Source organism: Methylobacterium sp. WL7, assembly GCF_008040085.1.
In the GTDB taxonomy this organism is placed as follows: domain Bacteria; phylum Pseudomonadota; class Alphaproteobacteria; order Rhizobiales; family Beijerinckiaceae; genus Methylobacterium; species Methylobacterium mesophilicum.
Window position 1 is genome coordinate 1 of sequence record NZ_VRVG01000075.1, and the last position, 26,568, is coordinate 26,568.

Genomic DNA, 26,568 nt, shown 5'->3' on the forward strand with positions numbered 1-26,568 from the left:
CCGGGGGGCCGCGGCCGGGCGCCGGGGCGCCCGCAGGGTCGGCGCCGGCGTGTCGGCCTCGCCGAACCGGTCGTGCGGCTGCTCGTCGAGGACCGCGTCGGCGCCGGCCTCCACGTGGAAATCGAGATAGGCGATGAGGTCGGCTTGCGCGTCGGTGGGGCTCGGCATGCTGATCAGCATGTGGGGCGCTCGATGCCTGTGGACAACTCTTGAAACCCGCTCGACGGCAAGGACTTGCGTGACCGAACGGCGCGCCTCGGGCGCCCTGCCGGGCGCGAGGCTGACCGCCGGGTCGCCCCGAGCCCGTCCGTATTCCCCACCCATGCGGCATAGGGGAGCTTTCGCTCAAGTCCGGGCCGCGGCCGCTTGCCTTTCCAGTCTGGAATCGCTTGAGACGGCAGCACACAATGCCGATCCGGCAACGGATCCGGCATAGCGACAAGAAAACAGGAGGCTCGACGATGGCGCTGCCCGAACGCGAAAGCATGGATTTCGACGTGGTCGTGGTCGGCGCCGGCCCGGCCGGGCTCGCCGCCGCGATCCGCCTGAAGCAGCGCGCGGCCGAGATCGGCGAGGAGATCTCCGTCGTCGTTGTGGAAAAAGGCTCCGAGGTCGGCGCCCACATCCTGTCGGGCGCGGTGATCGATCCGATCGGCCTCGACCGGCTGCTCCCGGACTGGCGCTCCGATCCGGAGCGGCCGCTCAAGACCGAGGTCCGGCGCGACGAGTTCATGATGCTGACCAAGAACAGCGGCGTCACCCTGCCGAACGTGTTCTTCCCCAAGCTCATGTCGAACCACGGCAACTTCGTCGGCTCGCTGTCGAACACCTGCAAGTATCTGGGCGCCCAGGCGGAAGCGCTCGGCGTCGAGATCTATCCGGGCTTCCCGGCCTCGGAGGTGCTGTACGACGAATCCGGCGCGGTGGCGGGCATCGCCACGGGCGACCTCGGGATCGGCCGTTCGGGCGATCCGCGCGAGGACTACACCCGCGGCATGGAGCTGCGCGGCAAGTACACAGTGTTCGGCGAGGGCGCCCGGGGCAACCTGACCAAGGGGCTGATCCAGCGGTTCTCGCTCAACCGGCACAGCGACCACTTCAAGTACGGGCTCGGCGTCAAGGAGCTGTGGCAGCTGCCGGATTCCACCTTCGAGCCGGGGCTGGTGCGCCACACGATGGGCTGGCCCCTGCCGAACCGGGCCGGCGGCGGCTCCTGGCTCTACCATTTCGACGACAACCTGCTGTCGGTCGGCTTCGTCACGCACCTGAACTACGAGAACCCGACCCTGTCGCCGTTCGAGGAGTTCCAGCGCTTCAAGACCCACCCGATGATCGCCGACACCTTCGCGGGCGCCAAGCGCATCGGCTACGGCGCGCGCGCCATCATGGAGGGCGGCTGGCAATCGGTGCCCAAGCTCGTGTTCCCGGGCGGCTGCCTGGTCGGCTGCTCGGCGGGCTTCGTCAACGTGCCGCGGATCAAGGGCTCGCACAACGCGATCCTGTCCGGGATGCAGGCGGCCGACGCCATCGCGGACGCCCTGAAGGCCGGCCGGGCCGGCGACGAGCTCGCCGCCTACGACGCCGGCTGGCGCGACAGCCCGATCGGGCAGGACCTCAAGGCCGTGCGCAACGTCAAGCCGCTCTGGTCGCGCTACGGCACCCTGGTGGGGGTCGGGCTCGGCGGGGTCGACATGTGGGCGACCAGCCTGCTCGGCGCCTCGCCGTTCGGCACGCTCAAGCACGGCAAGCCGGACCATGCCTGCCTCAAGCCGCTCTCGGAGGTGACGCCGATCACCTACCCGAAGCCGGACGGCAAGCTGACCTTCGACCGGCTCTCCTCGGTCTACCTCTCGAACACCAACCACGAGGAGGACCAGCCGCCCCACCTCAAGGTCCGCGACCTCGAGCTGCAGAAGCGCTCCGAGCACGACGTCTACGGCGGCCCCTCGTCCCGCTACTGCCCGGCCGGCGTCTACGAATGGGTGGAGGACGCCGCCGCCAGCGACGGCGTGCGCTACCAGATCAACGCGCAGAACTGCGTCCACTGCAAGACCTGCGATATCAAGGATCCGAACCAGAACATCGACTGGGTGACGCCGGAGGGCCCGGGCGGGCCGAACTATCCGAATATGTGAGAAACCTTCCGTCCGATCTGGACAATCCGCACAATCCGCACGAGATTGTGCGGAGGCGGAGGGCTGCCGGGATGGCACGGGATTCAGTAGCCGGGCCGGACGCGCTCGACATCCGGTCCGACGACGTGCTGGCCATGCTCCGGAGGCGCAATCCGGAAGCCGAGCCGGAGGCGTTGAGGCACACCGCCGGCCTGATGGCAGCGGTCGGTCAAGCCGTGGAGCAGGGCGACGTCGTCCGGGCCATGCACGTCGTGCTGGATCATCTGAAAGCCGAGGGATCGGTCTCAAGATCGAGTGAGCCCGGTGATGAAAAGCCGCGGAAGCTCATCCTGAAGCCTCTCGGCGCTGTCGAAGTGAGCCGCGGAGCGGCACCGGGCGAGACGATCGATCGTCGGGACGGTCTAAAGCAGCTTGCGGCCTGTGCGCTTCCCCTGAAGCTCGAGGACTGGGCCGGTCCCCTCGCGGGCGCGGGCGAACTCGCAGCCAATCTCGGGATCGCGCGGTCCACCCTCCAGGATTGGCGGCGCAGCGGCGCGATCGTGGGCTTGCTGAAGGGAACGCGCAAGCACCTGTTCCCCCTCGCCCAGTTCGTCGACGGCCGTCCGGTCGCGGGGCTCGCCGAGGTGCTGGCGATCGTCGGTGATCCGCGCACCGCCTGGCTCTGGCTGGTTGAGCCCTACGTGCGCGGCGGATCGCCGCTCGAAGACCTGAAGCGGGGACGGGCCGCTTCCGTCATCGATGCGGCCCGCGATGACTTCGCATGAGCCGAGGCTCGATCACGCGGTCCTCGCCAGCCTCGCCATCGCCTTCCAGCCGCGCAGCTATTACCGCGTCACGCCGCTGGCATACCGATCGACGCCCCTCGGCATGGGGTTCGGGCGGTCGCGCTTCTCCAGTCCGGACGACGGATTCAAGGTTCTCTACCTCGCCGTGGCCTGACGACGGGCATGGCCGAGACGCTGATCCGCGATCGCTTCGAGAATCGCCGCCGGCGCCGGATCGGCGCAGCGGAGATCGCCCGCTGGGGCGTGACACGGGTGAGCGCATCCAGTCCGCTGACCGTCATCGACCTGCGCACCACCGGCCTGATCCGGCTCGGCGTCCCGACGGATGCCGGCCGCGCCAAGGCGCATCGCTACGGCCCACGCCTCAGCCGCGCGATCCATGAGACGAGCGATGCCGACGGCATCCTGTACGGCTCGCGCCTGACCGGCGCGTCCTGCTGCGTCGTCTACGATCGCGCCGTCCCGAAGCTGACGGCGGAGCCCGTCACGGACCTCCTGCAGCAGGCTGCCCTCGCCGCCGTACTCGGCAGCTTGGCCGTGGACCTCGTGATGTCCGCCTGAGACCACACGGCCGGCCCGCGCCATCCTTTCGCCTTGCGGGGCTGGCGGGATGCGTTCAGTGTCCCCAGCGATTTTCGGGGATGCCCCGCCATTCTCGCGCCCGGCCCCCGTGGGCCGGCGCCCAGGAGCCGCGACCGGTTCATGATGACAACACGCGCCCGCCGGAGCGTCTCGGCGCTCGCCCTGATGCTCGCCGCCGGCCTGCCTCAGACCGTTCTGGCCGCCCAGCCGCGCGAGTCGGCCCCGCTGCTCGAATACGAACCCGCGGAATCCCTGGAGGGCAACTTCCTGTCCGCCTACATCGCGGGCGCCTCCCGGGACACGGCGGCGGCGGCGACGTTCTACCGCGAGGCGGTCAAGGCCGACCCGCGCAACGCCGAGCTGGTCGAGCGCGCCTTCATCTCGCTGCTCGCCGACGGCGCCCTGCCGGACGCGTTCCGGGCCGGCGAGAAGCTGATCGCCCGCGATCCCACCAACGGGCTGGCCAACCTCTCCCTCGGGGTGCGCCAGATCAAGGCCGGCCAGTGGGCCGCCGCCCGCCAGAATTTTTCCAGGAGCGGCCGCGGGGCGGCCACCGACCTCACCGCCACGCTGCTGACCGCCTGGTCTTACGCCGGCGCGGGCGACGGCAAGAAGGCGCTGGAGACGGTCAACAAGCTCCGGGGCGAGCGCTACTACAACACCTTCCGCGACTACCATGCCGGCCTGATCGCCTCGGTGATCGGCGACAACGCCGAGGCCGAGCGGCGGCTCAAGGCCGCCTACGAGGCCGACCGCAACACCCTGCGGATCGTCGACGCCTACGCCCGGCTGGAGGCCAGCCTCGGCCGCACCGACCTGGCGATCCAGGCCTATTCCGACTTCGACCAGCTCTCGCCCCGGCACCCGCTGGTGCGCGACGCCCTCGACAAGCTCAAGGACGGCAAGCCGCTGGCCCGGCTGATCGGCACCGCCCAGGAGGGCGCCGCCGAGGTGCTGTACGGGCTGGGCTCGGCGGGCTCGACGCAGGGCGACGAGCTGCCCGCGGTGATCTACCTGCGGCTCGCGCTCTACCTCGCCCCCGACCACGCGCTGGCCCGGCTGACGCTCGCCGACACGCTGGACCGGATGAAGCAGACCGAGCGGGCCAACGAGGCCTACGCGCAGATCCCCGCGACCTCGCCGCTCAAGCTCAACGCCGACATCCAGGTCGGCCTCAACCTGGAGCAGATGGGCAAGGGCGACGAGGCGCTGGCCCATCTCGACGCCGCCATGAAGGCGCATCCGGACGACATCGACGTGATCACCGCGCTCGGCAACGTCCAGCGGGCGCGCAAGAAGTACGAGGAGGCGGCCGCCACCTACACCCGCGCCATCGACCTGATCGGCGACCGGCCGCTGGCGAATTACTGGACCACCTTCTACTTCCGCGGCACCGCCTACGAGCGCGCCAAGCAATGGCCCAAGGCCGAGGCCGACCTGAAGAAGGCCCTGTCGCTGGTGCCGGCGAGCCAGCCGGCCGCCAAGGCCCAGGTGATGAACTACCTCGGCTATTCCTGGGTCGACCAGAAGATCAACATCGACGAGGCGTTCAAGCTGCTGCAGCAGGCCGCCGACGCGAGCCCCCGGGACGGCATGATCGTCGACAGCCTGGGCTGGGCCTATTACCGCCTGGGCCGCTGGGACGACGCGGTGCGCGAGTTGGAGAAGGCGGTCGAGTTGAAGCCCGGCGACCCGACCATCAACGACCACCTCGGCGACGCCTACTGGCGTGCGGGCCGGCGCCTCGAGGGCAAGTTCCAGTGGCAGCACGCCAAGGACCTGAACCCCGAGCCGGACGACCTCGCGCAGATCAACGACAAGCTCAAGGACGGCCTGCCGGAGATCGAGAAGCCGACCGCCACGGCCGAGACCGTGCCGGCCCCGGTGGCGGCTCCGCACAACGCCGAGAATCCGGAACTGCCCAAGGGCGCCCCGCAGCCGCACGAGGCCCCGGGCGCCGCCGACAAGGCCAAGAAGTCGGGGGGCTAAAACCCGCCTCCCGCGGGGCGCGCATACTCTCCGGGCCGGCAAGACTAATTTGTCCGTCGGCTCATAAAAATCGACGCGCTTTTCCGGCCGGTTTGACGCACAGTGCCGCGGCTGCCCGTTGGGCGGCCTCGCCGCGTCCCGGGCTGCGTCCACCGCATCCGCGCGACCGGCGCTGCACATCACCGCGAGGCAAGATCCCCGTACGATAACAGTCGGCGGGTGGGCGGGCGCCGGGCCCGCGGAGCCAGGGAGAACGCCCATGCCGTCAGATATCGAGATCGCCCGCGCCGCGACCCTGAAGCCGATCGCGCAGGTCGCCGAGAAGCTCGGCATCCCGGACGAGGCGCTGCACAATTACGGCAAGCACATCGCCAAGCTCGACCACGGCTACATCGCCGGGCTCGAGGGCAAGGCGCCCGGCAAGCTCGTGCTGGTGACGGCGATCTCGCCGACGCCCGCGGGTGAGGGCAAGACCACCACCACGGTGGGCCTCGGCGACGCGCTGAACCGCATCGGCCAGAAGACCATGATCTGCCTGCGCGAGCCCTCGCTCGGCCCTTGCTTCGGCATGAAGGGCGGGGCGGCCGGCGGCGGCAAGGCCCAGGTCGTGCCGATGGAGCAGATCAACCTGCACTTCACGGGCGACTTCCACGCCATCACGTCGGCCCACAGCCTCGCGGCCGCCCTGATCGACAACCACGTCTACTGGGCGAACGAGCTCAACATCGACGTGCGGCGGATCCACTGGCGCCGGGTCGTCGACATGAACGACCGGGCCCTGCGCCAGATCACCCAGTCGCTCGGCGGCGTCGCCAACGGCTTCCCCCGGGAGGACGGGTTCGACATCACGGTCGCCTCCGAGGTGATGGCGGTGTTCTGCCTCGCCAAGGACCTCGCCGACCTCGAGGAGCGCCTGGGCCGGATCGTCATCGCCGAGACCCGCGACCGCAAGCTCGTCACGCTCAAGGACGTGAAGGCCACCGGCGCCATGACGGTGCTGCTCAAGGACGCCCTGCAGCCGAACCTGGTGCAGACGCTCGAGGGCAACCCGGCCCTGATCCACGGCGGCCCGTTCGCCAACATCGCCCATGGCTGCAACTCGGTGATCGCCACCCGGGCCGGCCTGCGGCTGGCCGACTACACCGTGACCGAGGCCGGGTTCGGCGCCGACCTCGGCGCGGAGAAGTTCCTGGACATCAAGTGCCGGCAGGCCGGCCTGAGCCCCTCGGCGGTCGTGGTCGTGGCCACGATCCGCGCGCTCAAGATGCATGGCGGCGTCGACAAGAAGAGCCTCGGGGCCGAGAACGTCGGCGCCCTGGAGAAGGGCTTCGCCAACCTCGCCCGGCACGTCACCAACCTGCGCGGCTTCGGCCTGCCCGTGGTGGTCGCGGTCAACCACTTCCATGCGGATACCGACGCCGAGCATGCCCGGCTGAAGGAGCTGTGCCGGGAGCGCCTCGACGTCGAGGCGATCACCTGCCGCCACTGGGCCGAGGGCGGCGCCGGCGCCGAGGAGCTGGCCCGCGCGGTGGTGAAGCTCGCCGCCGCCGAGCCGGCGCCGATCCGCTACGCCTACGAGACCGAGGCGCCGCTTTCGGAAAAAATCCGGGCGATCGCCACCAAGCTGTACGGCGCCGCCGACATCCAGATCGAGACCAAGGCCGCGGGCAAACTCGCCACCTTCGAGAAGGACGGCTACGGCCACCTGCCGATCTGCATGGCCAAGACCCAGTACTCGTTCTCCACCAACCCGAGCCTGATGGGCGCCCCCGAGGGCCACGTGGTCGGGGTGCGCGACGTCCGGCTCTCGGCCGGTGCCGGCTTCGTGGTGGCGATCTGCGGGGAGATCATGACCATGCCGGGCCTGCCCCGGGTGCCCGCCGCCGACACGATCCGGCTGGATGCCGACGGGCAGATCGACGGGTTGTTCTGACGGCGGCGCGCGCCGCCTTCAACCAGAGATCGGCGCCAGGCCGCGCGGAACCGTTTCCCAGGGATTCAGCAGGGGCACACCTGTCGCCGAGAAGTCGGCGACGTTGCGCGTCACCACCGTCATCCCGTGGACGAACGCCGTCGCGGCAATGAATCCGTCACGGTAGGAGCGGGGGTCCAGGACGTGCAGGCGCGCGCTGCACCGGGCGACGGCCCCGTCGACGGGCAGCACGCGGTCGGCGAAGGCCGGCAGGACGTTCTCCTCCAGCCACGCCCGCAGGCGTGCTCCCTGGCTCGGATCTCTTCGCTCCAGCTGCAGGACCCCGATCTCCAATTCTTGGACGACGATCGCCGAGAGGAAGAGGTCGCGCGCGGGTACCGCGCTTGCCCAGGCTGTGACCCGCGGATCGGCCCTCCCGGTCCTCGCCTTGCGCAGCTCCGACACGACGTTGGTGTCGAGCAGGAACATCAGGAGAAGTCGGCTGCTCTCGGCCGGTCACCGGAGCGTGGGAACTCGATCTCGACGTCCTCGACGCCGGCCGGCCAACCTAGAGCCTCCACGATGCTGGGCTCCTGTCCCGTGAGGCGCCTGTAGTCGGCGATGCTGAGCAGGACGTGCGCAGGCTTGCCGCGATCCGAGATGAACACCGGTCCCTCGGCCGCGGCCTTCTTGGCGCGTCCGGTATCCTGATTGAATTCCCGGCTGGTGAGTGTGGTGATGGCCATGCGCGACGCCCCTCAACAGACTCGTCCGTCTCTGTAGGAACGTTACTACAAACTGGTTGGTCGCGCCACCGCTCCCTTCCGCAAGGCTCCTCCCCGCATCCGCAAAAGGTCCCGGACCTTTTGAATGCGAGACTTTCGAGCCTCACCCCGCCCCGAACAGCGCCTTGGCCAGCCGCGAATGGTCCTCGCGCAGGCGACCCGTATCCACACCCAGCGGCTCACCGTCGATCACCCGCCAGCGGCCGGCCACCATCACCCGGTCGGCCCGGGTCGCGCCGCACAGGACCAGGGCGGCCAGCGGATCGTGGGCGCCGGAGAAGCGCAGCTCGTCCAGGGTGAACAGGGCGAGGTCGGCCTCCAGGCCCGGCGCGATCCGGCCGATATCGGAGCGTCCCAGGCAGGCGGCCGAACCCTGCGTGGCCCAGCGCAGGGCATCGAGATGGGTCACGGCCTCGGCCCCGTAGGTGAGCCGGCTCAGCATCAGCGCGTGCCGCACCCCCTCCATGAGGTTGGAGCTGTCGTTGGACGCCGAGCCGTCGACCCCGAGTCCCACGGGCGAGCCCGCCGCCTCCAGCTCGCAGGTGCGGCAGCGGCCCGAGGCCAGGGTCATGTTCGAGGTCGGGCAATGGCACACGCCGACCCCGGCCTTGCCGAGCCGGGCGACCTCGGCGTCATTGAAGTGGATGCCGTGGGCGAGCCAGACCCGGTCGGTCATCCAGCCGACCCGTTCCAGGTAGTCCACGGGCCGGCAGCCGAACATCGACAGGCAGTAGCCGTCCTCGTCCAGCGTCTCGCCGAGATGGGTGTGCAGGCGGCAGCCGTGCCGGGCGGCCAGCTCCGCGCTCTCGCGCATCAGCCGCTCGGTCACCGCGAAGGGCGAGCACGGCGCCAGGCCGATCTGCACCATCGCCCCGGGGGCGGGGTCGTGGAACAGGTTCAGAACCCGCTCGCAGTCCGAAAGAATCGTGTCGTCGTCCTGCGTCAGCGTCTTGGGGGGCAGGCCGCCCTCCCGGTCGGACAGGCTCATCGAGCCCCGGGTCACGGCGGCCCGGATCCCGAGGCTCCGGGCCTCCTCGACCTGGACGTCCACCGAATCCTCCAGCCCCTCCGGGAACAGGTAATGGTGGTCGCCCGCCGTGGTGCAGCCCGAGAGCAGCAATTCGGTATAGGCCACCCGGGTGGCGAGGCGGAACGCCTCCGGGGTGATCCGGCCCCAGACCGTGTAGAGCGCCTTCAGCCACGGGAAGAGCGGCTTGTTGATCGCCAGCGGGTGGGCCCGGGTGAGGGTCTGGAAGGCGTGGTGGTGGGTGTTGATCAGCCCCGGGACGACCACGTGGCGCGAGGCGTCGAAGGTCTCGTCCACCGGGGAGGCCGGCCGGGCGCCCGCCCCGACGATCTCGACGATCCGGCTGCCCTCCACCACGAGGCCGCCCCCGGCCCCCTGCGCCAGGATGGTCAGCGGATCGCGGATCCAGACCCGGCGGCCCGGTGCCTCGGCGTCGCGCATGCTGTTCCCCTCGGGTCCCGACCTCGCACCGGACCGGTATCGGACCCGGCGCGGCGGCCGGCAAGCCCCGGAAGGGTCCGGGGCGGCTGTCTCGCGGGCCGGCACCCCCGGGCTTGACGCTCCCGGGCGGCGCTGAGACATGTCAGCGGGACTGACCTTCTTATCGTCCGGTCCGCCCCAAGAGATGGCCTGCTCCAAGAGATGGCCTGCCCCAAGAGATGGCCTGCCCCAAGTGATGGCCTGCCCCAAGTGATGGTCTGCTCCAAGTGACGGTCTGCTCCAAGTGACGGTCTGCCCCCCGTGACGTCATCGGTTCAGCGCGACGGAATGCACGTCTCCGGGCTCCCCGCCGCGGCGCCCCGTCGGCCGGACGGCGCGGCCGCGGCCCCCGCGCACGCCCTCGGCAGCGACGACCTGATCGAGCTGCTGTTCTTCGCCTACCGGGACTTCGTCGGCGACCCCGACCGGATCCTCGCCGCCTACGGCTTCGGCCGGGCGCATCACCGGGTGCTGCACTTCGTCGACCGCTATCCGGGGCTGACCATCGCGGAGCTGCTCGACATCCTGCGGATCACCAAGCAGAGCCTCAACCGGGTGCTGAAGGACCTGATCGGGCAGGGCTACGTCACCCAGAAGACCGGACCGAGCGACCGCCGCCAGCGCCTGCTGTACTGCACCCAATCCGGGGCCGAGCTGGCCGCCGACCTCACCCGCGTCCAGGCCCGGCGCCTGGCCCGGGCGCTCGCCGCGCCGGACGCGCTGGGCTCCCCGGAGGATTTTTTGATGGCGATGATCGAGCCCGAGGATCGGCCCGCGGTCCGGCGCCTGATGGCCCGGCGCGGGCCGACCGGCGGTGGCGGCGCGTGACGGCCGCCCCCCGGGCCGACTTGCCCGACGCGGCGCCGCACGTCCTCGTGGTCGACGACGACCGCCGTCTGCGCGAACTGCTCGCCCGCTACCTGACCGATCAAGGGTTTCGCGTCACCGTGGCGGCCAGCGCCGCCGAGGCCCGGGCCCGGGCCCAGAGCGTCGTGTTCGACGCGATGGTGCTCGACGTGATGATGCCCGGCGAGAACGGCTTCGACTACGCCCGCAGCGTCCGCGAGACCTCCCGGGTGCCGATCCTGATGCTCACTGCCCGCTCCAACCCGAACGACCGGGTGATGGGCCTCGAGATCGGCGCCGACGACTACCTACCCAAGCCGTTCGAGCCCCGGGAGCTGACGCTCCGGCTCAGCAACATCATCAAGCGCAGCGACCACCCGCGCGAGGCGGCGGCCGAGTCGGTGACCTTCGGGCCGTTCGCGTTCCGCATCGACCGGGGCGAATTGCGCCGGGACGACGCGCTGATCCGGATCACGGACCGGGAGCGCGAGATCCTGACGATCCTGGCCGCGGCCGGGGGCGCCAACGTCGAGCGCGAGCAACTCGCCGGCTCCGGAGGCGCCGCCGCCGAGCGCACGGTCGACGTGCAGATCAACCGCCTGCGCCGCAAGACCGAGGTCGACCCCGCCAACCCGGTCTTCCTGCAGACGGTGCGGGGCGTCGGCTACCGACTCGCGGTGGATTGATCCGGGTCCGTCACACCACCCGCGGCTCGCCCGGCTTCAGTTTCAGCCCCTTGGACACCCGGGTGGAGAGGCTGCCCACGACGGCGACCGCGACCGGCCCCTCGGCCAGCGCACGGACCGCCGCCAGGGCGGCCTCGGCGTTGGGCTTCATCACCGCGTAGACCAGGGGAGCGGGTTTGGGACTCGACCGGCCGCGGCCGCCGGATCGCTCCGCGGTCACGGACACTAGGAAGGTCGTGTAGCGGCTCCGGGCGCGTCCAGGCATGTCTCAGCATGTGGCATGTCGGCTAATCATCACCAACGTCCCACCTCCCGGACGGGCCGGAACGGAGAACGCGGATGCGCGGCACAGGGCGAATCGCGTGCCGCGAGCGGCCGCCCCGCCTCGCCTTACCCCATCCGGCGGCACCCGCGACGGATTTCGCGCGCGAACCCTGCGGCTTTGTGTCGAGGACGCGCGATCAAGGGCGTTCCGGGGGGCCCGTCGGCGCGTCAGGCCAGGGCGAGGTCGAGACCCGGCAGCGACAGCCCCGCGAGCCGGGTGCTCCAGACCTGCCCGGGCGCCACCGGCAGGGCGTCGGTGAGCGTCCCGGTCGTAACGATCTCGCCGGGCGCGAGCGGCGGGCTCGCAGGATCGTTAGCCAGAACATCAACGAGATGGCCCAGCGCCGCCAGGGGGCCGCCGCCGAGCACGTTGCGGGCACTGCCCCGGTCGGCGATCGCGCCGTCGCGTAGCAGATCGACCGAGAAATTCGCCAGCGCATCGACCCAGGCGGGCGCCGAATCCGGGGTGAGCGGCACCCGCTCGCCCAGCACCAGCAGGCCGTGCAGCCCGAACGCCGCCACGGTGTCGGGGGCGGCGAAGCGCCAGCCGGGAAACAGCGACTGCACGAGCTCGAACCCGGGCGCCATCCAGTCGAGGCAGCCGATCAGGGCGGCCGGGTCCATGCCGGGCTCGGGCGCCCGGGCCAGCCCGAACACGATCTCCGGCTCGATCCGCGGCTCGACCAGGGCGGCGAGCGGCACCGGGCCGGTCAGGTCGGCGCGTGCCCGGAGCGTCGTGTCGTAGACGTGCCCCCAGATCGGCGCGCGGACCCCGTAGGTCTCCCAGAGCGTCGTGTTGGTGAAGCCGATCTTGCGGCCCACCGGCCGCTCGCCCCGCGCCGCGCGCAGGCGCCGCACCTCCCCGGCGACCCGGTAGGCGGCGGGCAGGTCCAGGCCGGCATCCCAGCCGGTCAGGGGCGCGATCTGGCGGCGATGCTCGTGGGCCGCCAGGATGGTGCGGGCATGGGTGGCGGCGGGGACGGGATCGCTCATCCCCGGAGCTGTAGCATGGCGGCCGGCGGCGAGGCGCTACCAGACCAGCCGCTCGATCACCGCGTCCGGATGCACGGCCTGGCGCCCGAGCCATTCGGCGACGTCGCCGAGGCGGTGGTGTTCGGCCGAGACGCCGAGTTCCTCCGCGTGGATGCCGCGGGCCACCAGCAGGCTGGCGATGCCGAAGCCCCGGGCGCCGGCGATGTCGGTGCGGATCGCGTCGCCGATCGCCATCACGCGGCCCGGGTCCACCGGCGCGCCCGCGAGGTCGGCGGCCTTGGCGAGCGCCGCCTCGTAGACCGGGCGGTGGGGCTTGCCGGCGTAGATGACGGCGCCGCCGAGTTCGGCATAGGCCGCCGCGAGCAGGCCCGCGCAGGGGATCAGCCGGTTGCCGCTCTCGACCACGAGGTCGGGATTGGCGCAGATCAGGGTCAGCCCCCGGGCCGCCAGGCGCATGAGTTCGTCGCGGTAATCGTCCGCGGTCTCGCTGCGGTCGTCGAACAGGCCGGTGCAGACCACGAGGTCGGCCTCCACCTCCGGGACGAGGCTGAGGTCGAGGCCCTGGAAGATGCCGAGGTCGCGCTCGGGCCCGAGATGCCGGATCCGAGCGCCCGGGCGCTCGGCGATCAGCCCGCGGGTGAGGTCCCCCGAGGTCAGGATCGCGTCGTAGGCTTCGCGCGGCACGCCGAACCGGTCGAGGATCCGGCCGACGCCGTCCCCGGGCCGCGGCGCGTTCGAGACCAGGATCACCCGGCGCGGCCGCGCCCCCGGCAGGCCGCGGTACCGGATCAGCGCCTCGCCGGCCGGGACATGGGCCTTCTGGCCGTCATGCAGCACGCCCCAGACGTCGCAGAGGAGCAGATCGTAGCGCTCCGCCACCTGCGCGAGGCCGTCGAGGGTCGGGATCGGTGCGGTCATGGAGGGGTCCGGTCACGGTTTCGAAAGGTCCGGGACCTTTTGCGGGTCCAGGGCCGCGCCCTGCAAGCCTCCGGGCGAGCGAGAGTTACCGCGGCCCGAGCCGGTGCTCGGCGAAGAAGTCGAGCATCGCCCGCGACGCGTCGGGCCCGTCGGCATCGGTGTAGCTGCCCTCGGGGCGGCCGCCCGACCACGCATGGCCGGCGCCGCGGACCCGCCAATCCTCGACCACGACCCGGCCGGCCTCGTCCCGGAAGCGCGTGCGGGTGAAGGGATGGCCGCGATCCTCGAAGGTCTCGGAGCGGGCGGTCAGGCCGGCGACGTTGGCCTGGGCCAGAACCTGGTCGGCGTTGCGCACGCTGACGGTGCCGTCGTCCTCGCCGTGGAACACGATGGTGGGGATGCGCTGCCCGACGGGCGCGGCGCCGAAGGACGCCGCGGTGCCGAGGCCGGGCGCGCCGACCTGCATGGCCATCAGCGCCGAGCCGAGATCCCGGGCACAGCCCGCGGCCAGGCCCGAATGCACCCCCACGGCGGCGTAGAGGTCCGGATAAGCCCGGGCGATGTTCAGGGCGGCCGCGCCGCCCGCGGACATGCCGGCGATGTAGACGCGGGCCGGGTCGATCGCGTGGTCCGCCATCACGGCCCGGGTGAGCCCCGCGATGATCGCGGCCTCGCCGGATTCCCGGCGCTGGTCGCGCGGCTCGTACCAGTTCCAGCAGCGCTGGACATGGGCCTGCCGGCTCTGGCCCGGATAGGCGACGAAGATGCCGGCGCGCTCGGCCAGCACGTTCATGCCGGTGCCGGCGGCGAAATCGTCCGGGTTCTGCATGCAGCCGTGCAGCATCACGATCAGCGGCGCCGGCTCGGCCGGATTGCCCGGGATGAACAGCTTGTAGTCGCGGCTGCCGGCCGGCTCGGCATGGCTGAGGCCGACGAACCGGCTCTCGGCCGGCGGCTTGCGGGGTGCCGGCTTGCGGGGCGCCGGCGGCCGCGCGGGTCCGCGACGCGGCTGCCCGAACCCCTTCAGCACCGGCGCGAGCCCGCGCACGACCTTGCTGACCGCGTTGCGGACCCGCAGCGCGGGATCGGAGATGGAGTTGCGGGCGAGCTCGGTGCCGGCCGCGCGCCGCGCCGGGGCCGAAGCCTCCGTCCCGGCATGCCCGGGGGGCGCGCTCGATGCATCCGGGGGCTGCTGCGGGGGCTCCTCCGGCGGCGGCGGGGCCGCGTAGCCGCCAAAGCTGCGCTGGATCAGGGCGGTCGCCTCGTCCAGGCGGCCGAGGCTGGTCAGGCGGGTGGCCTCGATCATGTCGGCGAAGGGCGAATGCGTGGCCCGATCGCGGGCGCCGTCCTGCATAGCCTTCAGCTTGCCGAAGGGATCCATGATGGGTGCGCGCTTGGTCACATCAGCGTCCGTGTCGCGGCCGGGATGGCCCGCGGGTCGGCCTATGGTGCGATGCAATAGAGGCCGATGTGCGATGCGGCAAGGCCGGTCAGGCCGGGTCGTCGGCGCCGATATACTCGGCCCAGATCGGCGCCGCACCGAGGCTCGCGCGGAAGCTGTCGTGCCTCGCCCGCTCCTCATCCGTAAGGCGGCTCCGGTACGGCCTCGGGGCCGCCGGAGCCGCCTGGACGACGGTCCGGACCGCCGGGCCGGTCTGGGCATCCAGGAGCCCGAGGCTGGTCTGCTTGCCGCCGAGCAACTCGACATAGACCTCCGCCAGGATCTGCGCGTCGAGGAGCGCCCCGTGCTTGGTGCGCCGGCTGGTGTCGATGCCGTAGCGGTTGCACAGGGCGTCGAGGTTGTTGGCCGCGCCCGGGTGCTTGCGCCGGGCCATCGGCAGGGTGTCGACCACGTCGTCCAGCTGGATCGGCGGCGGCGCGTTCGTCCCGAGCCGGGCATATTCCATGTTGAGGAAGCCGACGTCGAACGGCGCGTTGTGGATGACCAGGCGCCCGTCGGCCAGGAAGGCCTGCAGCTCGCCGACGATGTCGGCGAAGACCGGCTTGTCCGACAGGAACGCGTCCGACAGCCCGTGGACGTTGAACGCCCCCTCGGAGACCGCCCGCTGCGGGTTGCAGTAGCGGTGGAAGGTCCGGCCCGTGGGGATGTGGTTGAACAGCTCGACCGCGCCGATCTCGATCAGCCGGTCGCCGTTCCGCGCCTCGGTGCCGGTGGTCTCGGTGTCGAGGACGATCTCACGCAGCATTTTTTTGGGACTCGCATGGTCGGGACGGCCGCCCCCCGGGCGACCGCTCCCGAGACACTCTAGCGTCGATCGTTGAACAATCATGGATGCGAAGGGTCGAGACCTTCTGTGGATCCAGGACGGAGCACGGGGTGCTGTCCCATCAGGGCGCCGCCCTGATCACCCGCCAAAGGGCTGAGCCCTTTGGAAACCCATGGATCGGCGCTTCAGGCCGCCAGGGCCAGCCGCCCCTCGTCCTCGTCGGCCTCGGCCGCCATGAACTGGGCCCGGGCGAGTTCGGCGAAGCGGCCGTTCTGGGCGACCAGCGCGTCGAACGTGCCGGCCTCGACGATCCGGCCTTCGTGGAACACCAGGATGCGGTCGGCGTCCCGGATCGTGGCGAGCCGGTGGGCGATCACGAAGGTGGTGCGCCCCTCCATGACGGCCTCCAGGGCGCCCTGGAGCTTGCGCTCGGTGGCGGCGTCCAGCGCCGAGGTCGCCTCGTCGAGGATCAGGATCGGCGGGTTCTTCAGGAGCGCCCGGGCGATCGAGAGCCGCTGACGCTCGCCGCCGGACAGCGACCGGCCGCGCTCGCCGATCACCGTGTCGAGCCCGTCCTGCTGGCGCGCCATGAAGGCGCCGGCCTGGGCCCGATCGAGGGCGTCGAGCATCTCGGCATCGGTGGCGTCGGGGCAGCCGACCTGCAGGTTCTCGCGGATCGAGCGGGCGAACAGCATCGGCTCCTGGAACACCACGCCGATATTGTGGCGCAGGGACGAGAGGCCGATGTCGCGCACGTCGAGGCCGTCGATGCGGATCGCCCCGGAGGACGGATCGAAGCTGCGGTGCAGGAGGCCCAGCGTCGTCGACTTGCCCGAGCCGGTGGTGCCGACCAGCGCCACGGTCTCGCCCGGGCGGGCCGAGAACGAGACGCCGTCCAGCGCCTTGCGCCGGCCGTCATACGAGAAGGCGACGTCGTCGAAGGTGACCTCGCCCTCGAACCGGGCGACCTGCCGGGCATGGGGGCGGTCGGCCACGGCCGGCACGGTGTCGTAGATCTCGAAGAACTCCGCGATCTTGGGCGCCTGCTGGAACAATCCGTTAACGAAGCCGACCACATGGTCGAGCCGCGCCACGAAGGCGGTGGCCAGGCTCATGAAGGCCACGACCTCGCCCACCGTGGTGGTGCCGGCCTGGTACAGCCAGATGCCGGTGACGAAGATCGCCGTCATGGTGATGGTCGCCGAGGCGCGGGTCGCCACGTTGGCGAGCGCCCACCAGGACAGGACCGGGATCTGCGCGGCGAGCAGGTTGGTGATGATGCCGCGCATCGCGTCCTTCTCGGCCTTGGCGCGGGTGAAGGACTGGATCACCGCGACGTTGCCGAGCGCGTCCGAGGCGTGGGCGGCGAGGCCGGAATTGAATTCCTCGACCTGGCCCTGGAGCGTCTCGGTCCGGCGCATCACGAAGGTGGTCAGCGCCGTGAAGGCGAGCATCAGCACCACCAAGATCGAGCCGAGCTGCCAGTTGATGAACAGGGTCATCGGCAGGAGCACGACCAGCGAGACCAGGGCGACGAGGTGGTCGCGGAAGAAGCCGAGCCACAGCCAGGCCATGCCGTTGGTGCCCTCCAGCATCGCCTTCAGGACCCGGCCGGAATGGTTGGCCGAGTGGAAGGCCAGCGGCAGGTCGAGGACGTGCTCGAAGTAGCTCGCCATCGACGACAGGCGGTTGCGGTGGGCCAGCCGGTCGGCGTGGAGCGCGATGAACACGCCCGCCGCGATGGTGAAGAAGCCGAACGCCACCCAGGCCGCCAGCAGGGGCAGCATCGTGGCCATGGCGTTGCCGCCGCGCTTGAGGTGGGTCAGCTGATCGATGATCCGGCCCATCAGCAGCGGTTCGGCGAAGGCCGCCACCGCCAGCACGACGTTGGTGGCCGCCAAGCCGATGGCCAGCCGCCGATCCGCCTTCAGGAAACCCAGGACCCGCCCGTACAGACGAACCATCGCCACCGCTCCGCCACCCCCGACGCGGCCCGTGTATCCGGGTCTCGCGCCACTTCTTAAGGTCCGTGCGGCGGGCGGCCATCGCCGATTCCGTCGCCAAACCCCTCGCACGACACGGCTTATGCCCGGGCCCGCCTGAACGGGCGATGACGGCCCTATACAGGGTCGAAGCGTCCGCCTTTACGGTTCGTTCAGCAAGATTTCCTAACGCTGTGAATAACCCGGCCGCAAGCCAAAGCCGGGGCGGCTTCTTTACGATTTTGCATCGGGCGCCCAGGGCCATGGATCTCGCAACCGCACTCGGCCTGCTTTCGGGCCTCGGCGTCGTGGTTGGGCTGATCCTGCTCGATGGCGGCCATTTCGGCGCCTACGCGTCGGAGCACGCGGCGGTGGTGGTGTTCGGCGGCGCCACCGCGGCCACGATGATCCGCTTCCCGTTCTCGGTGATCGTGCACGGCCTGCCGATGGGCCTGCGCTACGCCTTCATGATGCGCTCGGTGAAGCCGCAGGAATTGATCGAGGAGATCACCAAGATCGCCGACGTGGTCCGCAAGTCCGGCCCGATCGCGCTGGAGAACATGGAGATCTCCGACCCGTTCCTGGCCCAGGGCGCGCGCTACATCGCCGACGGCTACGACCGGGACTTCATCCGCCACACGATGGAGCGCGACCGCGACAACTTCCTGATGCATCTCGACGAGGGCTCGAAGGTCTACCGGGCCTACGGCGACTGCGCCCCGGCCTGGGGCATGATCGGCACGATCCTCGGCATGGTGGCGATGTTCGCCAACATGTCCGACCCCTCGAAGCTCGGGCCCGCCATGGCGACCGCGCTGCTGGCCACGCTCTACGGCGCCGTGATCGCCAACCTGGTCACCCTGCCGCTCGCCGACAAGCTGCACGTGAAGCTCGAGGAGGAGGACGTCTCCCGCTCGCTGATCATCGACGGCATCCTGATGATCCGCGACCAGAAGAGCCCGACGCTGGTGCGCGAGATGCTGATCGCCTACCTGCCGCACAACCATCGCGAAGCGCTGATGGAACCGGCCGTCTGATATGACCAGACGGAAGCGCGGCGGCGCGCATGGCGGCCACGGCTGGTTCGTGACCTTCGCCGACCTGATGGCGCTCCTGATGAGCTTCTTCGTGATGGTCGCGGCCTATTCGACGCAGGACCAGAAGAAGATGCAGGTGGTCGCCGGCTCGATGCGCGACGCCTTCGGGGTGAACAAGGACTCGAAGTTCGCCGGCATCCTCGAATCCGAGGGCCTGCCGGCGGCCGACCACGTGAAGTACCTGCGCTCCATCCCGCCGGACAAAGCCACGGACCGGACCACGCCGCCCCGGCGCGACCAGAGCAGCGAATTCGGCCTGACCGAGACCGGCGAGCCGGACAATTTCGGCCTCGCGGCGGCCTCCCTGCGGCAGGCGCTGCAGGACATGCCGGACATCGCCGAGCTGTCGAAGAACGTGGTGATCGTCCGGTCCGAGCAGGGCCTCGACCTGTCGATCGTCGACCAGGACGGGCGCTCGATGTTCCCGGACGGCTCGACCCGCCCGAACGAGCGCACCCGGCGCCTGCTCGAGACGCTCGCCCCGACCCTGCGGCAGATGCCGAACCGCATCGCCGTCACGGGCTTCACCGCCACCGAACGGCCGGGCCAGCGCCCGCCGGCGCCGCCCTGGGAGCTGTCGGCCGGCCGGGCGCTCAGCGTGCGGGAGATCCTGGCCGGCGCCGGACTGCAGGACGACCGGTTCGCCTCGGTCTCCGGCAAGGCCGACACCGAGCCGATGTTCCCCGACAACCCCTATCTCGCGGCCAACCGCCGGGTGACGGTGACGCTGATGAAGGAGGCGCCCCCGGTGCCGAACCTGAAGGGGCTGCCGTAGGCGATCCATCGCGGACAGTCAGGGTTTCAAAAGGTCCGCGACCTTTTGCGGGTGCAGGGCAGGGCCCTGCGAACCTGTCTTTCAGCTGGCACCGTACGCTACTTGGCGGTGAGCAGCGCCCAGTAGACCTTGTATTTCGAGCCCGGCGCGTAGGCTGTGGCGATCCCCATCCGTGTCGCCCGGGGGTCGAGCATCGTGGCGTCGTGCGGGGGGCTCTCGCGCCAGCCCGAGAAGGCTTCGGCCAGGGTGTGGTAGCCGGCCGACAGGTTGGCGTTCACCTCGGAGAAGCCGAGCCGCCCGACCGCGGACTTCACGGTCTGCGCCCGGCTCGGCCGGTCGGCGAGCGCCATGGCGGCCACCTCGGCCTCGGCCAGTCGCTGCAGCTCGGGATCCACCGTCAGCGGGCCGGCGCCGCGGTTGCGGCGATAGGACGAGATCATGTCCCGGGCGGCGTCGGTGTCGACATGGGCGGTCTGGCTGGCCAGCGGCAGGTAGATGCTCGGCAGCGCCGCGGTGGTCTGCACGTCGGTGGCGCAGGCGCCGAGCAGTGCCAGCGCCGGGATGCCGGCCGCCGCGAGCAGGCCTCGTCTCAGGTTGCGTCCGCCCACGTTTCCAGATCCACGCTTCCGCATCCGGCTCGGACGCTCGGGCGATATAGGGAGCGCGGAGCGATTGCGCGACCGTCTCCGCCGCGCGGGCCGCCCGTCCTCACCCTCCGGCGCTGCGGAGGCCGCGGTCGCGCTGCGGCTGGGGGGGCGATGCCCCGGATTCCTTGACCTCTTGGGCGTCGGAGGCCGGTGCGCCCGGCCCGAACCGGCTCGCGATCTCGCCCATGGCGGCCTGCATCGCCTCGAAGCCCTGCACGGTCACGATGCTGGCGCCGGGGCCGAGCGGCGGGATGAAGCCCGCCCCCGAGAGGGTCGCGAACACCGCGTAGTTCAGGTCGGTCTGGACCTTCTGGCCCAGGCTGACGTCCACGATCCAGACCAGGAGCTCGAACTCCAGGAACGGGTCGCCGATCTTCTTGAACACCACCCGGGGGACGGGGTCCTTCAGCACGTCGGCATGGCCCTGCGCGCAGCCGACGATCAGCTCGGCGGCCCGCACCGGATCCTGGTTGCGCAGGACGCTCACCGTGATGCTGACCCGGCCGGAGCGGTCGCCCCGCACTCGGTTCTTGACCACCCCGGAGATCAGGTTCGAGTTCGGCACGATCACGGACGAGCGGTCGAAGGTCTGGATCTCGGTGGAGCGCACCGAGATGCGCTTCACGATGCCCTCCGAATCGCCGATCACCACCTGGTCGCCGACCCGGATCGGGCGCTCCCAGAGCAGCAGCAGGCCGGAGACGAAGTTGTTGACGATCGATTGCAGGCCGAAACCGATACCCACCGAGAGGGCGCCGGCCACGATGGTCAGCTTCTCCAGGCTCAGGCCGAGATACGAGAAGGCGAGCGCCAGGGCGAGCAGGAAGCCGCAATAGCCCGCGATCGTGGTGATCGAGTTGCGCAGGCCGGCGTCCAGGTCGGTGGCCGGCAGGTAGGTCAGCTCGAGCCAGCGCTGCACCGCCCGGGTGACGAACACGCCGAGCACCAGGATGCCGATGCCGAACGCGATGCTCGACAGCGAGATCGTCACGTCCCCGACCTTGAAGCCGAAGAAGGCCTGGCGGATCGACGAGACGATGTCGGTGGAATCGAGCCCCCAGGGCGCCAGCACCAAGAGCGCCGCCACCAGGATCAGCACCACCCGGGCGGCCCCGGTCGCCAGCACCGAGATCTGGTTCAGCGAGCGCTTGCGCAGGCCGGTGTTGGCCTGGAGCGCGGTGGCCAGCCGGGTCTCGTCGGTGAGCGCCCGGCCGATGAACGTGTCGACGCTCTGGACCAGCAGGTAGAGCAGCACCAGGACGCTCGCGGCCCAGATCAGCTGATCGATCAGGAAGGCCGCGAAGGCGACGTAGCCCACCAGCGCACCGAGCCCGATCAGCCCCACCGCGGCCCAGCCGAGCAGCCGGGCCGGGCCGCCGATGCCCGTGGTGGTCTTGGTCGGCACGTAGGGGCCGAAGCAGGCCTCCTCTTCCTGATCGGTGTCGGCGAACCGGTGCAGGCCCACCGCCAGGATCAGCGCCGTGGCCACGGCGCCGAGGCCCCGGGTCGCGATCGAGATCGGCAAGGCCGCCGAGATCCCGGAATTCAAGGCCTCCACGGATTTCACCACGGTCAGCACCGTGGCGATGCCCACCGCCAGCCGGGTCAGCCGGGTGGCCGCCGCGTCCCCGACCGGGGCGGGGCGCCAGGCCGGCTTGTCGGGGCTGAGCAGCCCGTCGCACAGGGCCTCCACGAAGGCGATGAAGGCGAGGCCGCCCAGGATCGCGGCGGCCACCGGCAGCAGCCGGGAGGGCAGCAGGTTGGTGGCGTCGAGCGCGTAATACACCGCGTAGGAGCCCGCCACCGCCGGCACGGTGCCGAGCAGGATCACCCGCCAGGCGGCCAGCAGGGTCGCGCGCCGCGACGGCTCGGCGGTGGCGGCGTCCCGCCGGGCCGCCCGGGGGGCGATGTTGCGCCGCCCGAAATACAGCGCGATCGAGATCCCGAAGGCGAGCCCCAGGAACAGCAGGTTGCCGATGCTGCCGTTGCGGGAGAACAGCAGCCCGATATCCGATACGGCGCTCTGCAGGGAGCGCGTGTCCCGCGGCACGTCGGCCATGACCTTGCTCCAGAGGCCCGGCCCGACCAGGGGCTGCGAGCGCTGGAACAGGTCGCGGGTGAACGATTCGCGCCGGCGGTTCGAGACCCGGTCGACGATCTGGTCGCCCTGCACCTGCAGGGAGCGGGCGAGGCGCTGGGTCTCGTCGATGCGGGCGACGGCGGCTTCGCGCTCCACCCGCTGCTCGGCGACGTCCGGACTCTCCGGGGTGTCCTTGGGCTTCGGGCCGAGCTGGGTCAGCCGCTCGCGCGCCGCCTCGAGCGGCGTGTCGAGCCGGGTGATCAGCGCGCGGATCTCCTCGGTGACGGTCGCGGCGCTGTCGCGGATCGCAGCCAGGTCCGTCGGGGTCAGGTCGGGATGCCCCAGTTGCTTCTCGCGGGCCTCGAGCTCGGCCTTGGCGGCGTCGAGCTGGGCCCGGACCGCCTTGAGCGGCTCGGACATCTGGGGCTGGGGCGCGGCGGGCTTCTGCGCAGCGGGCTTCCCGTCCGTCCCCTTGCCGTCCGCCCCTTTGGCATCCGCAGGTTTGGCCTCGCCCCCCTTTGTATCGGCAGGTTTGGCTTCGGCAGGTTTGGCTTCGGCAGGCTTGGCTTCGGCAGGCTTGCCCTCCGCGGCCTGTCCGGCGGGGCTCCCGCCCTGCGCCGCGGCCGGCGGCGCGGCCGCCGGGATCCCCAGCATCAGCGCGGCCAGGAGGGCCAGCACGACGGGGGGGCGCGGTGCGCCGTTCGGCTTCCGGGAGCGCACCAGCGTGCGGATCATGGGCTACCTCTCGTCGGGCGCGCCGGGCGCGCGTTCGGGACCCGGCATCGGCGGACCGGCGGTCGTCGGGAACCGCGCGGGCCGCTTGCGGGCCACTTGGAGCGCCCGCCGCCGGAGGGGACATCGGTTCGGCGTCGGCGAGCGCAGGATATCGAAGCCGCGAGGGTCCGGGCCCGACGGCGGCGCGGCCGGGCCCGACTCACGCGGCCGAGCGCTGTGGGCGAGCAATAGGGCCAAACCGTGCCCCTGCCCACCCTCGGGCCGATCGGCCTTCCCCGCGGCAAGCTTCAAGGCAACCTTCGGGGCCTGCTGTGGGTGCGTCCCCGGGACCCTGCGGGAAAAGCTTCACAAGGGTGTCACGGTGGGATTAGATGAACACCGTATGGACAGGGCCTTTTCGTCGTCACGCGAAAGGGTTCGGCCGGCTCCCACGCCGGTCCGGCCCGGCCGCGTTCCGGTTGCTACCGCACCGACTGGCGCCTTCGCGCGCCGGCCCGCCGCCCTGTTGCTCCTTCCGCCTCTCCCGCCGAGCCGACGCCCCGTCCGCCGGCCCGTCCTGCGCCGGCCCGTGGCCGCGTCGGACGGGCCGGCGGGGCGCTGGCGCGTTCCCGCGCGTTACACGCGTCAGAGATAGTCTGAAGAGTCGCGCCGATGATGGATCTCCAAACCCTCGTCCTGAACGCGGATTATCGGCCGCTCTCGTACAATCCGCTGTCCCTGTGGTCGTGGAAGGACGCCTTCACGGCCCTGTTCCTCGATCGCGTCACCCTGGTGGCGAGCTACGACGTCGAGGCGCGCTCGCCCTCGCGGGCGCTGCGGGTGCCGAGCGTGGTGGCGCTGAAGAACTACGTGACGCTGGCCCGCAGCCCGGCCTTCACCCGCTACAACATCTACCTGCGCGACGGCTTCAGCTGCCAGTATTGCGGGTTGCGGTTGCCCTCGGGCGGCCTGACCTTCGACCACGTGGTGCCGCGCTCCCGGGGCGGCCTGTCGAGCTGGGAGAACGTCGTGGCGGCCTGCTCGCCCTGCAACCTGCGCAAGGCCAACCGCACCCCGCAGGAGGCCGACATGCCCCTCGCCACCGAGCCACGCCGGCCGACCCGCTACGAGTTGCACCACCGGCAGCCCGAGTTCGACCACCGCCAGTACCACCACACCTGGCTCGACTACCTGTACTGGGACAGCGAACTGGAGAGCTGAGGCGGGATCACCAAGCCGGCCCGCGGCGGGGCGGCTCGTTGTACATCGGGACGTTGTGGTTGCGCGGCAGGTAGCCCCGGACGATCACGGGCGGCGGCACCGCCACCAGGTCGGGCCGCACGCGGACGACGCGCCGGAGGCGGGGCGGAGCGAAGCCGCGGTCCTCGGGCCAGGCCGAGGCCGGGGCGGGGACGGCGAGCAGTACGGTCGCGAGCATGGCCAGAGCGCGCGTCGGCCGCCGGGCGGAGCAAGGCGCTGTCATGGTCGGTCTCCGGCCGGTATCGGGGCGATCAGAACTTGAGGGCGGCGCCGCCGCGGATGGTGTTCAGCTCGGCGCGATGCCCGTTGAAGCTCTGGAACAACACGTACTGATACTCGCCCCGCAGCAGGATGTTGGGCGTGATCGCGTATTCGAGGCCGAACCCGAGGGCCACGCCGCCGATCGTCTTGGTCTTGGCGTTCGCCACCAACGTGGTCGGGCCGTACGGAATGGTCTGGGCGCCCTGTCCGGCCGGGGTCGAGCGGTTCAGCGGGAAGTTCTGGTTGAAGCTGGCATAGCCGTGATTGTAGACGGCCGCCGGCAGGCCCGTGGTCAGGGCTTGGTTGGCCGCATAGGTCGTGGCGCCGTAGCCGTAGTTCTGGACCGCGACGGTGTCGTTGATCGTGACCCGGCCGACCGCGAGGCCTCCGGTCACGTAGGGCAGCAGGTTGCCGAAGGCGTAGCCGGCCCGGGCCCGGATGCTGCCGTAATCGTCGATCCGCGTGTTCGACGTGCCGGAGAGGCCGACCGATTCGGAATTACCCGCGGCCGTCGTCATGATCCGGTTGATGCCGTTGGTCGACCAGCTGTTCATGTCCGCGTGCGTGTAGTCCGCCTCGATTCCAAGGACGATCTCGTCGAATTGGACGTTGAAGCCGGCAAACGCACCGAAGCTGGCGCTCTTCACGCGGGTCCCCGGCAGCGACAGAAACTTCGAGACGCCGAACTCGCTCTCGACATCGCGGTAGCTGAAATATTGCGCGAGGGTCGATTGCAGGGCATCGCGCTGCGCCAGGCCGCCCGACGTATACCCGCCATGGCCGCCGACATACACGCCGCTCCAGTCGAGCACCGGAGCCGGGGCCGGATCGTAATCGGCGCCGCGCAGGTAATCGTAGTCCAGGTCGGCGGCTCGGGCGGTGCTCGCGCCGCAGAGGCCGAGGATCGCCAGCAGCGGCAGGGTGACGGTGCGCATCGGGATCGTCCTGGAACTGCGAGACGGACGGCGGCTCGGGCCTCGATGCAGTGATAGATGGGTAACCTTAAGCGTCCGTTATTTTGGGATCCTTTCCGATATCCCGATTCGATCGTCGCGGCCTGGTAAGAACTATCCGACGGCCCAAGTCTGCTCTGTGCATCCACCGAAGCCCGGCCGCAAAACGAAAAAAACGGCGCGGAGGAGATCCGCGCCGTCGGTGGTCAGAGAGTCGGAGAAAAAATCAGTACTTGCGGACCAGCGGGCCGGGGATCGGCTCCGGCATCAGCGGCGGCAGCGGCGCCGCGACCAGGCCGCCGAGGTAGTAGCGCAGGCCGATCTTCACGTCGTGCGCCTCGATGTCCTTCACCTTGATCGCCTGCAGGCTGCCGGTGCAGCACGGCACGAAGCCCGGGCCGGTCTCGGCCTTGCCGAGGTTGAGGTAGCGGTAGGCCACCTCGATCTTCAGGGCGTCGCTGACGTCGTAGGCGAGACCGGCATGCAGCGCCCAGGCGAAGCTGCCGCTGGTCTTGCTCTTGTAGAACTTGCTGCCGCTGTTGGTGTTGTACACCGGGTTGCCGTTGTTGTCGTAGACCGGCGCGTAGTTGTAGTACGCCTGCCCGCACTTGCAGTCGTAGATCGGGTTGCCGTAATCGTAGGCGTAGGTCGGGCTGGTGAATTGCTGGTTCGTCGAATAGCCCGAGACGTGGTTGAAGGCGTAGCCGACGCCGCCGCCGATGAACGGCGTGATGCCGTACCAGGTGCCGAGGTCGAAATACGCGTTGGCCAGCACCACCGCGGAATCGAAGCTGCTGGTCGACTTGTTGACCCCGTAGGAGCCGAGGCCGTTGTCGAACTCGGGGCCCTTGTAATACTCGCTGCCGCGCAGGCCGGTGGAGTAGCGGTACTCGCCGGTCACGTCGCCGCGCAGGAACGGGGTGAACTGGTAGCCGACGCCGACGCCCGCGAACCCGCCGCCGCCGATCTCGTTGCCGAACGCGCGGTTGGCCTCCGGGTAGCCGGTGTAATCGTAGGCCTCGGTGTATTTCGGGCGGGTGTAGACGCTCGCGCCGACGTCGCCGCGCAGGTACCAGCCGCCGCCGACCTCGATCGGGGGCGGGGGGGGC

25 protein-coding genes and 1 pseudogene are annotated in these 26,568 nt (G+C 70.6%); 11 read left to right on the plus strand and 15 right to left on the minus strand.

Annotated elements, in window-relative coordinates; translation table 11 throughout:
• Positions 1-180 (minus strand): annotated as a pseudogene (locus FV233_RS18295) (uracil-DNA glycosylase); the annotation flags it as partial.
• Between the two features lie 281 nt (positions 181-461).
• Between FV233_RS18295 and FV233_RS18300 the strand changes: the two are divergent.
• From FV233_RS18300 to FV233_RS18320, 6 genes are all read left to right on the plus strand, one after another.
• The gene (locus FV233_RS18300; protein ID WP_147855172.1) at positions 462-2,135 is read left to right on the plus strand and encodes an electron transfer flavoprotein-ubiquinone oxidoreductase; all 1,674 of its coding nucleotides are present in this window, start codon (positions 462-464) and stop codon (positions 2,133-2,135) included.
• Between the two features lie 71 nt (positions 2,136-2,206).
• Positions 2,207-2,899: a hypothetical protein gene (locus FV233_RS18305; protein ID WP_147898341.1), complete on the plus strand. Its 693-nt coding sequence runs from the start codon at positions 2,207-2,209 to the stop codon at positions 2,897-2,899.
• Positions 2,886-3,074, plus strand: a complete 189-nt coding sequence (locus tag FV233_RS31205; protein WP_238260839.1) for a hypothetical protein — start codon at positions 2,886-2,888, stop codon at positions 3,072-3,074. Before FV233_RS18305 ends, FV233_RS31205 begins: the two co-directional genes overlap by 14 nt.
• Positions 3,075-3,082: 8 nt before the next feature.
• A complete protein-coding gene (locus FV233_RS18310) occupies positions 3,083-3,481 on the plus strand; it encodes an RES domain-containing protein (RefSeq protein WP_238260836.1) in 399 nt (132 codons plus the stop codon).
• Between the two features lie 141 nt (positions 3,482-3,622).
• Complete coding sequence (locus FV233_RS18315) at positions 3,623-5,491, plus strand: tetratricopeptide repeat protein (protein WP_147855175.1); 1,869 nt, start codon at positions 3,623-3,625, stop codon at positions 5,489-5,491.
• Positions 5,492-5,750: 259 nt separating this feature from the next.
• Positions 5,751-7,424, plus strand: a complete 1,674-nt coding sequence (locus FV233_RS18320) for a formate--tetrahydrofolate ligase (protein ID WP_147898342.1) — start codon at positions 5,751-5,753, stop codon at positions 7,422-7,424.
• A gap of 18 nt (positions 7,425-7,442) precedes the next feature.
• Here FV233_RS18320 and FV233_RS18325 read toward each other — a convergent pair whose 3' ends face one another.
• From FV233_RS18325 to FV233_RS18335, 3 genes are all read right to left on the minus strand, one after another.
• Positions 7,443-7,895, minus strand: a complete 453-nt coding sequence (locus tag FV233_RS18325; RefSeq protein ID WP_210249492.1) for a type II toxin-antitoxin system VapC family toxin — start codon at positions 7,893-7,895, stop codon at positions 7,443-7,445.
• Entirely contained in the window at positions 7,892-8,149 is a 258-nt protein-coding gene (locus FV233_RS18330) for a type II toxin-antitoxin system prevent-host-death family antitoxin (protein WP_147855178.1), read from the minus strand. Before FV233_RS18330 ends, FV233_RS18325 begins: the two co-directional genes overlap by 4 nt.
• Before the next feature lie 142 nt (positions 8,150-8,291).
• A complete protein-coding gene (locus FV233_RS18335) occupies positions 8,292-9,656 on the minus strand; it encodes an 8-oxoguanine deaminase (protein ID WP_147898344.1) in 1,365 nt (454 codons plus the stop codon).
• 300 nt (positions 9,657-9,956) lie between these two features.
• Between FV233_RS18335 and FV233_RS18340 the strand changes: the two genes are divergently transcribed.
• Together FV233_RS18340 and FV233_RS18345 are read left to right on the plus strand one after the other, a co-directional pair.
• Positions 9,957-10,523, plus strand: a complete 567-nt coding sequence (locus FV233_RS18340; RefSeq protein ID WP_238260834.1) for a MarR family transcriptional regulator — start codon at positions 9,957-9,959, stop codon at positions 10,521-10,523.
• Positions 10,520-11,227, plus strand: coding sequence for a response regulator (locus FV233_RS18345; RefSeq protein WP_147856644.1), 708 nt, complete (start codon positions 10,520-10,522; stop codon positions 11,225-11,227). Before FV233_RS18340 ends, FV233_RS18345 begins: the two co-directional genes overlap by 4 nt.
• 10 nt (positions 11,228-11,237) lie before the next feature.
• Here FV233_RS18345 and FV233_RS18350 read toward each other — a convergent pair whose 3' ends face one another.
• The 6 genes from FV233_RS18350 to FV233_RS18375 all read right to left on the minus strand — a co-directional run bounded on the left by FV233_RS18350 (position 11,238) and on the right by FV233_RS18375 (position 17,660).
• Entirely contained in the window at positions 11,238-11,492 is a 255-nt protein-coding gene (locus tag FV233_RS18350) for a hypothetical protein (RefSeq protein ID WP_147856643.1), read from the minus strand.
• A 227-nt stretch (positions 11,493-11,719) separates the two neighbouring features.
• Positions 11,720-12,544 carry a hydratase gene (locus tag FV233_RS18355; protein ID WP_147898345.1) on the minus strand — a complete coding sequence of 275 codons (825 nt, stop codon included), beginning with the start codon at positions 12,542-12,544 and terminating at the stop codon, positions 11,720-11,722.
• A gap of 36 nt (positions 12,545-12,580) precedes the next feature.
• Positions 12,581-13,462 (minus strand): TIGR01459 family HAD-type hydrolase, encoded by an 882-nt coding sequence (locus FV233_RS18360; protein WP_147898346.1) that lies wholly within the window; start codon positions 13,460-13,462, stop codon positions 12,581-12,583.
• Positions 13,463-13,547: 85 nt separating this feature from the next.
• Positions 13,548-14,843 (minus strand): PHB depolymerase family esterase, encoded by a 1,296-nt coding sequence (locus tag FV233_RS18365; protein ID WP_147898350.1) that lies wholly within the window; start codon positions 14,841-14,843, stop codon positions 13,548-13,550.
• Positions 14,844-14,952: 109 nt separating this feature from the next.
• The gene (gene dnaQ, locus FV233_RS18370; protein ID WP_147855508.1) at positions 14,953-15,669 is read right to left on the minus strand and encodes a DNA polymerase III subunit epsilon; all 717 of its coding nucleotides are present in this window, start codon (positions 15,667-15,669) and stop codon (positions 14,953-14,955) included.
• A 206-nt stretch (positions 15,670-15,875) separates the two neighbouring features.
• Positions 15,876-17,660, minus strand: a complete 1,785-nt coding sequence (locus FV233_RS18375) for a glucan ABC transporter ATP-binding protein/ permease (RefSeq protein ID WP_147855507.1) — start codon at positions 17,658-17,660, stop codon at positions 15,876-15,878.
• Between the two features lie 275 nt (positions 17,661-17,935).
• On the opposite strand from FV233_RS18375, the gene FV233_RS18380 reads away from it, so the two are divergent.
• Both FV233_RS18380 and FV233_RS18385 read left to right on the plus strand, forming a co-directional pair.
• A complete protein-coding gene (locus FV233_RS18380) occupies positions 17,936-18,709 on the plus strand; it encodes a MotA/TolQ/ExbB proton channel family protein (RefSeq protein WP_147855506.1) in 774 nt (257 codons plus the stop codon).
• A gap of 1 nt (position 18,710) precedes the next feature.
• Entirely contained in the window at positions 18,711-19,544 is an 834-nt protein-coding gene (locus tag FV233_RS18385; RefSeq protein WP_147855505.1) for a flagellar motor protein MotB, read from the plus strand.
• A 98-nt stretch (positions 19,545-19,642) separates the two neighbouring features.
• Here the strand turns inward: FV233_RS18385 and FV233_RS18390 are convergent, their stop codons facing one another.
• Together FV233_RS18390 and FV233_RS18395 are read right to left on the minus strand one after the other, a co-directional pair.
• Positions 19,643-20,152 (minus strand): CAP domain-containing protein, encoded by a 510-nt coding sequence (locus FV233_RS18390; RefSeq protein WP_187277773.1) that lies wholly within the window; start codon positions 20,150-20,152, stop codon positions 19,643-19,645.
• A 100-nt stretch (positions 20,153-20,252) separates the two neighbouring features.
• Positions 20,253-23,006 carry a DUF3772 domain-containing protein gene (locus FV233_RS18395; protein WP_147898347.1) on the minus strand — a complete coding sequence of 918 codons (2,754 nt, stop codon included), beginning with the start codon at positions 23,004-23,006 and terminating at the stop codon, positions 20,253-20,255.
• Positions 23,007-23,657: 651 nt separating this feature from the next.
• On the opposite strand from FV233_RS18395, the gene FV233_RS18400 reads away from it, so the two are divergent.
• Positions 23,658-24,206, plus strand: a complete 549-nt coding sequence (locus FV233_RS18400) for an HNH endonuclease (RefSeq protein WP_007563401.1) — start codon at positions 23,658-23,660, stop codon at positions 24,204-24,206.
• A gap of 7 nt (positions 24,207-24,213) precedes the next feature.
• Here FV233_RS18400 and FV233_RS18405 read toward each other — a convergent pair whose 3' ends face one another.
• The 3 genes from FV233_RS18405 to FV233_RS18415 form a co-directional block, all read right to left on the minus strand.
• Positions 24,214-24,468, minus strand: coding sequence for a hypothetical protein (locus tag FV233_RS18405; RefSeq protein WP_238260831.1), 255 nt, complete (start codon positions 24,466-24,468; stop codon positions 24,214-24,216).
• Positions 24,469-24,496: 28 nt separating this feature from the next.
• Positions 24,497-25,441: an outer membrane beta-barrel protein gene (locus FV233_RS18410; RefSeq protein WP_147857384.1), complete on the minus strand. Its 945-nt coding sequence runs from the start codon at positions 25,439-25,441 to the stop codon at positions 24,497-24,499.
• A gap of 244 nt (positions 25,442-25,685) precedes the next feature.
• Positions 25,686-26,568, minus strand: an 883-nt coding sequence (locus tag FV233_RS18415; protein WP_147898348.1) for a porin family protein, incomplete at its 5' end; no start/stop codon positions are given.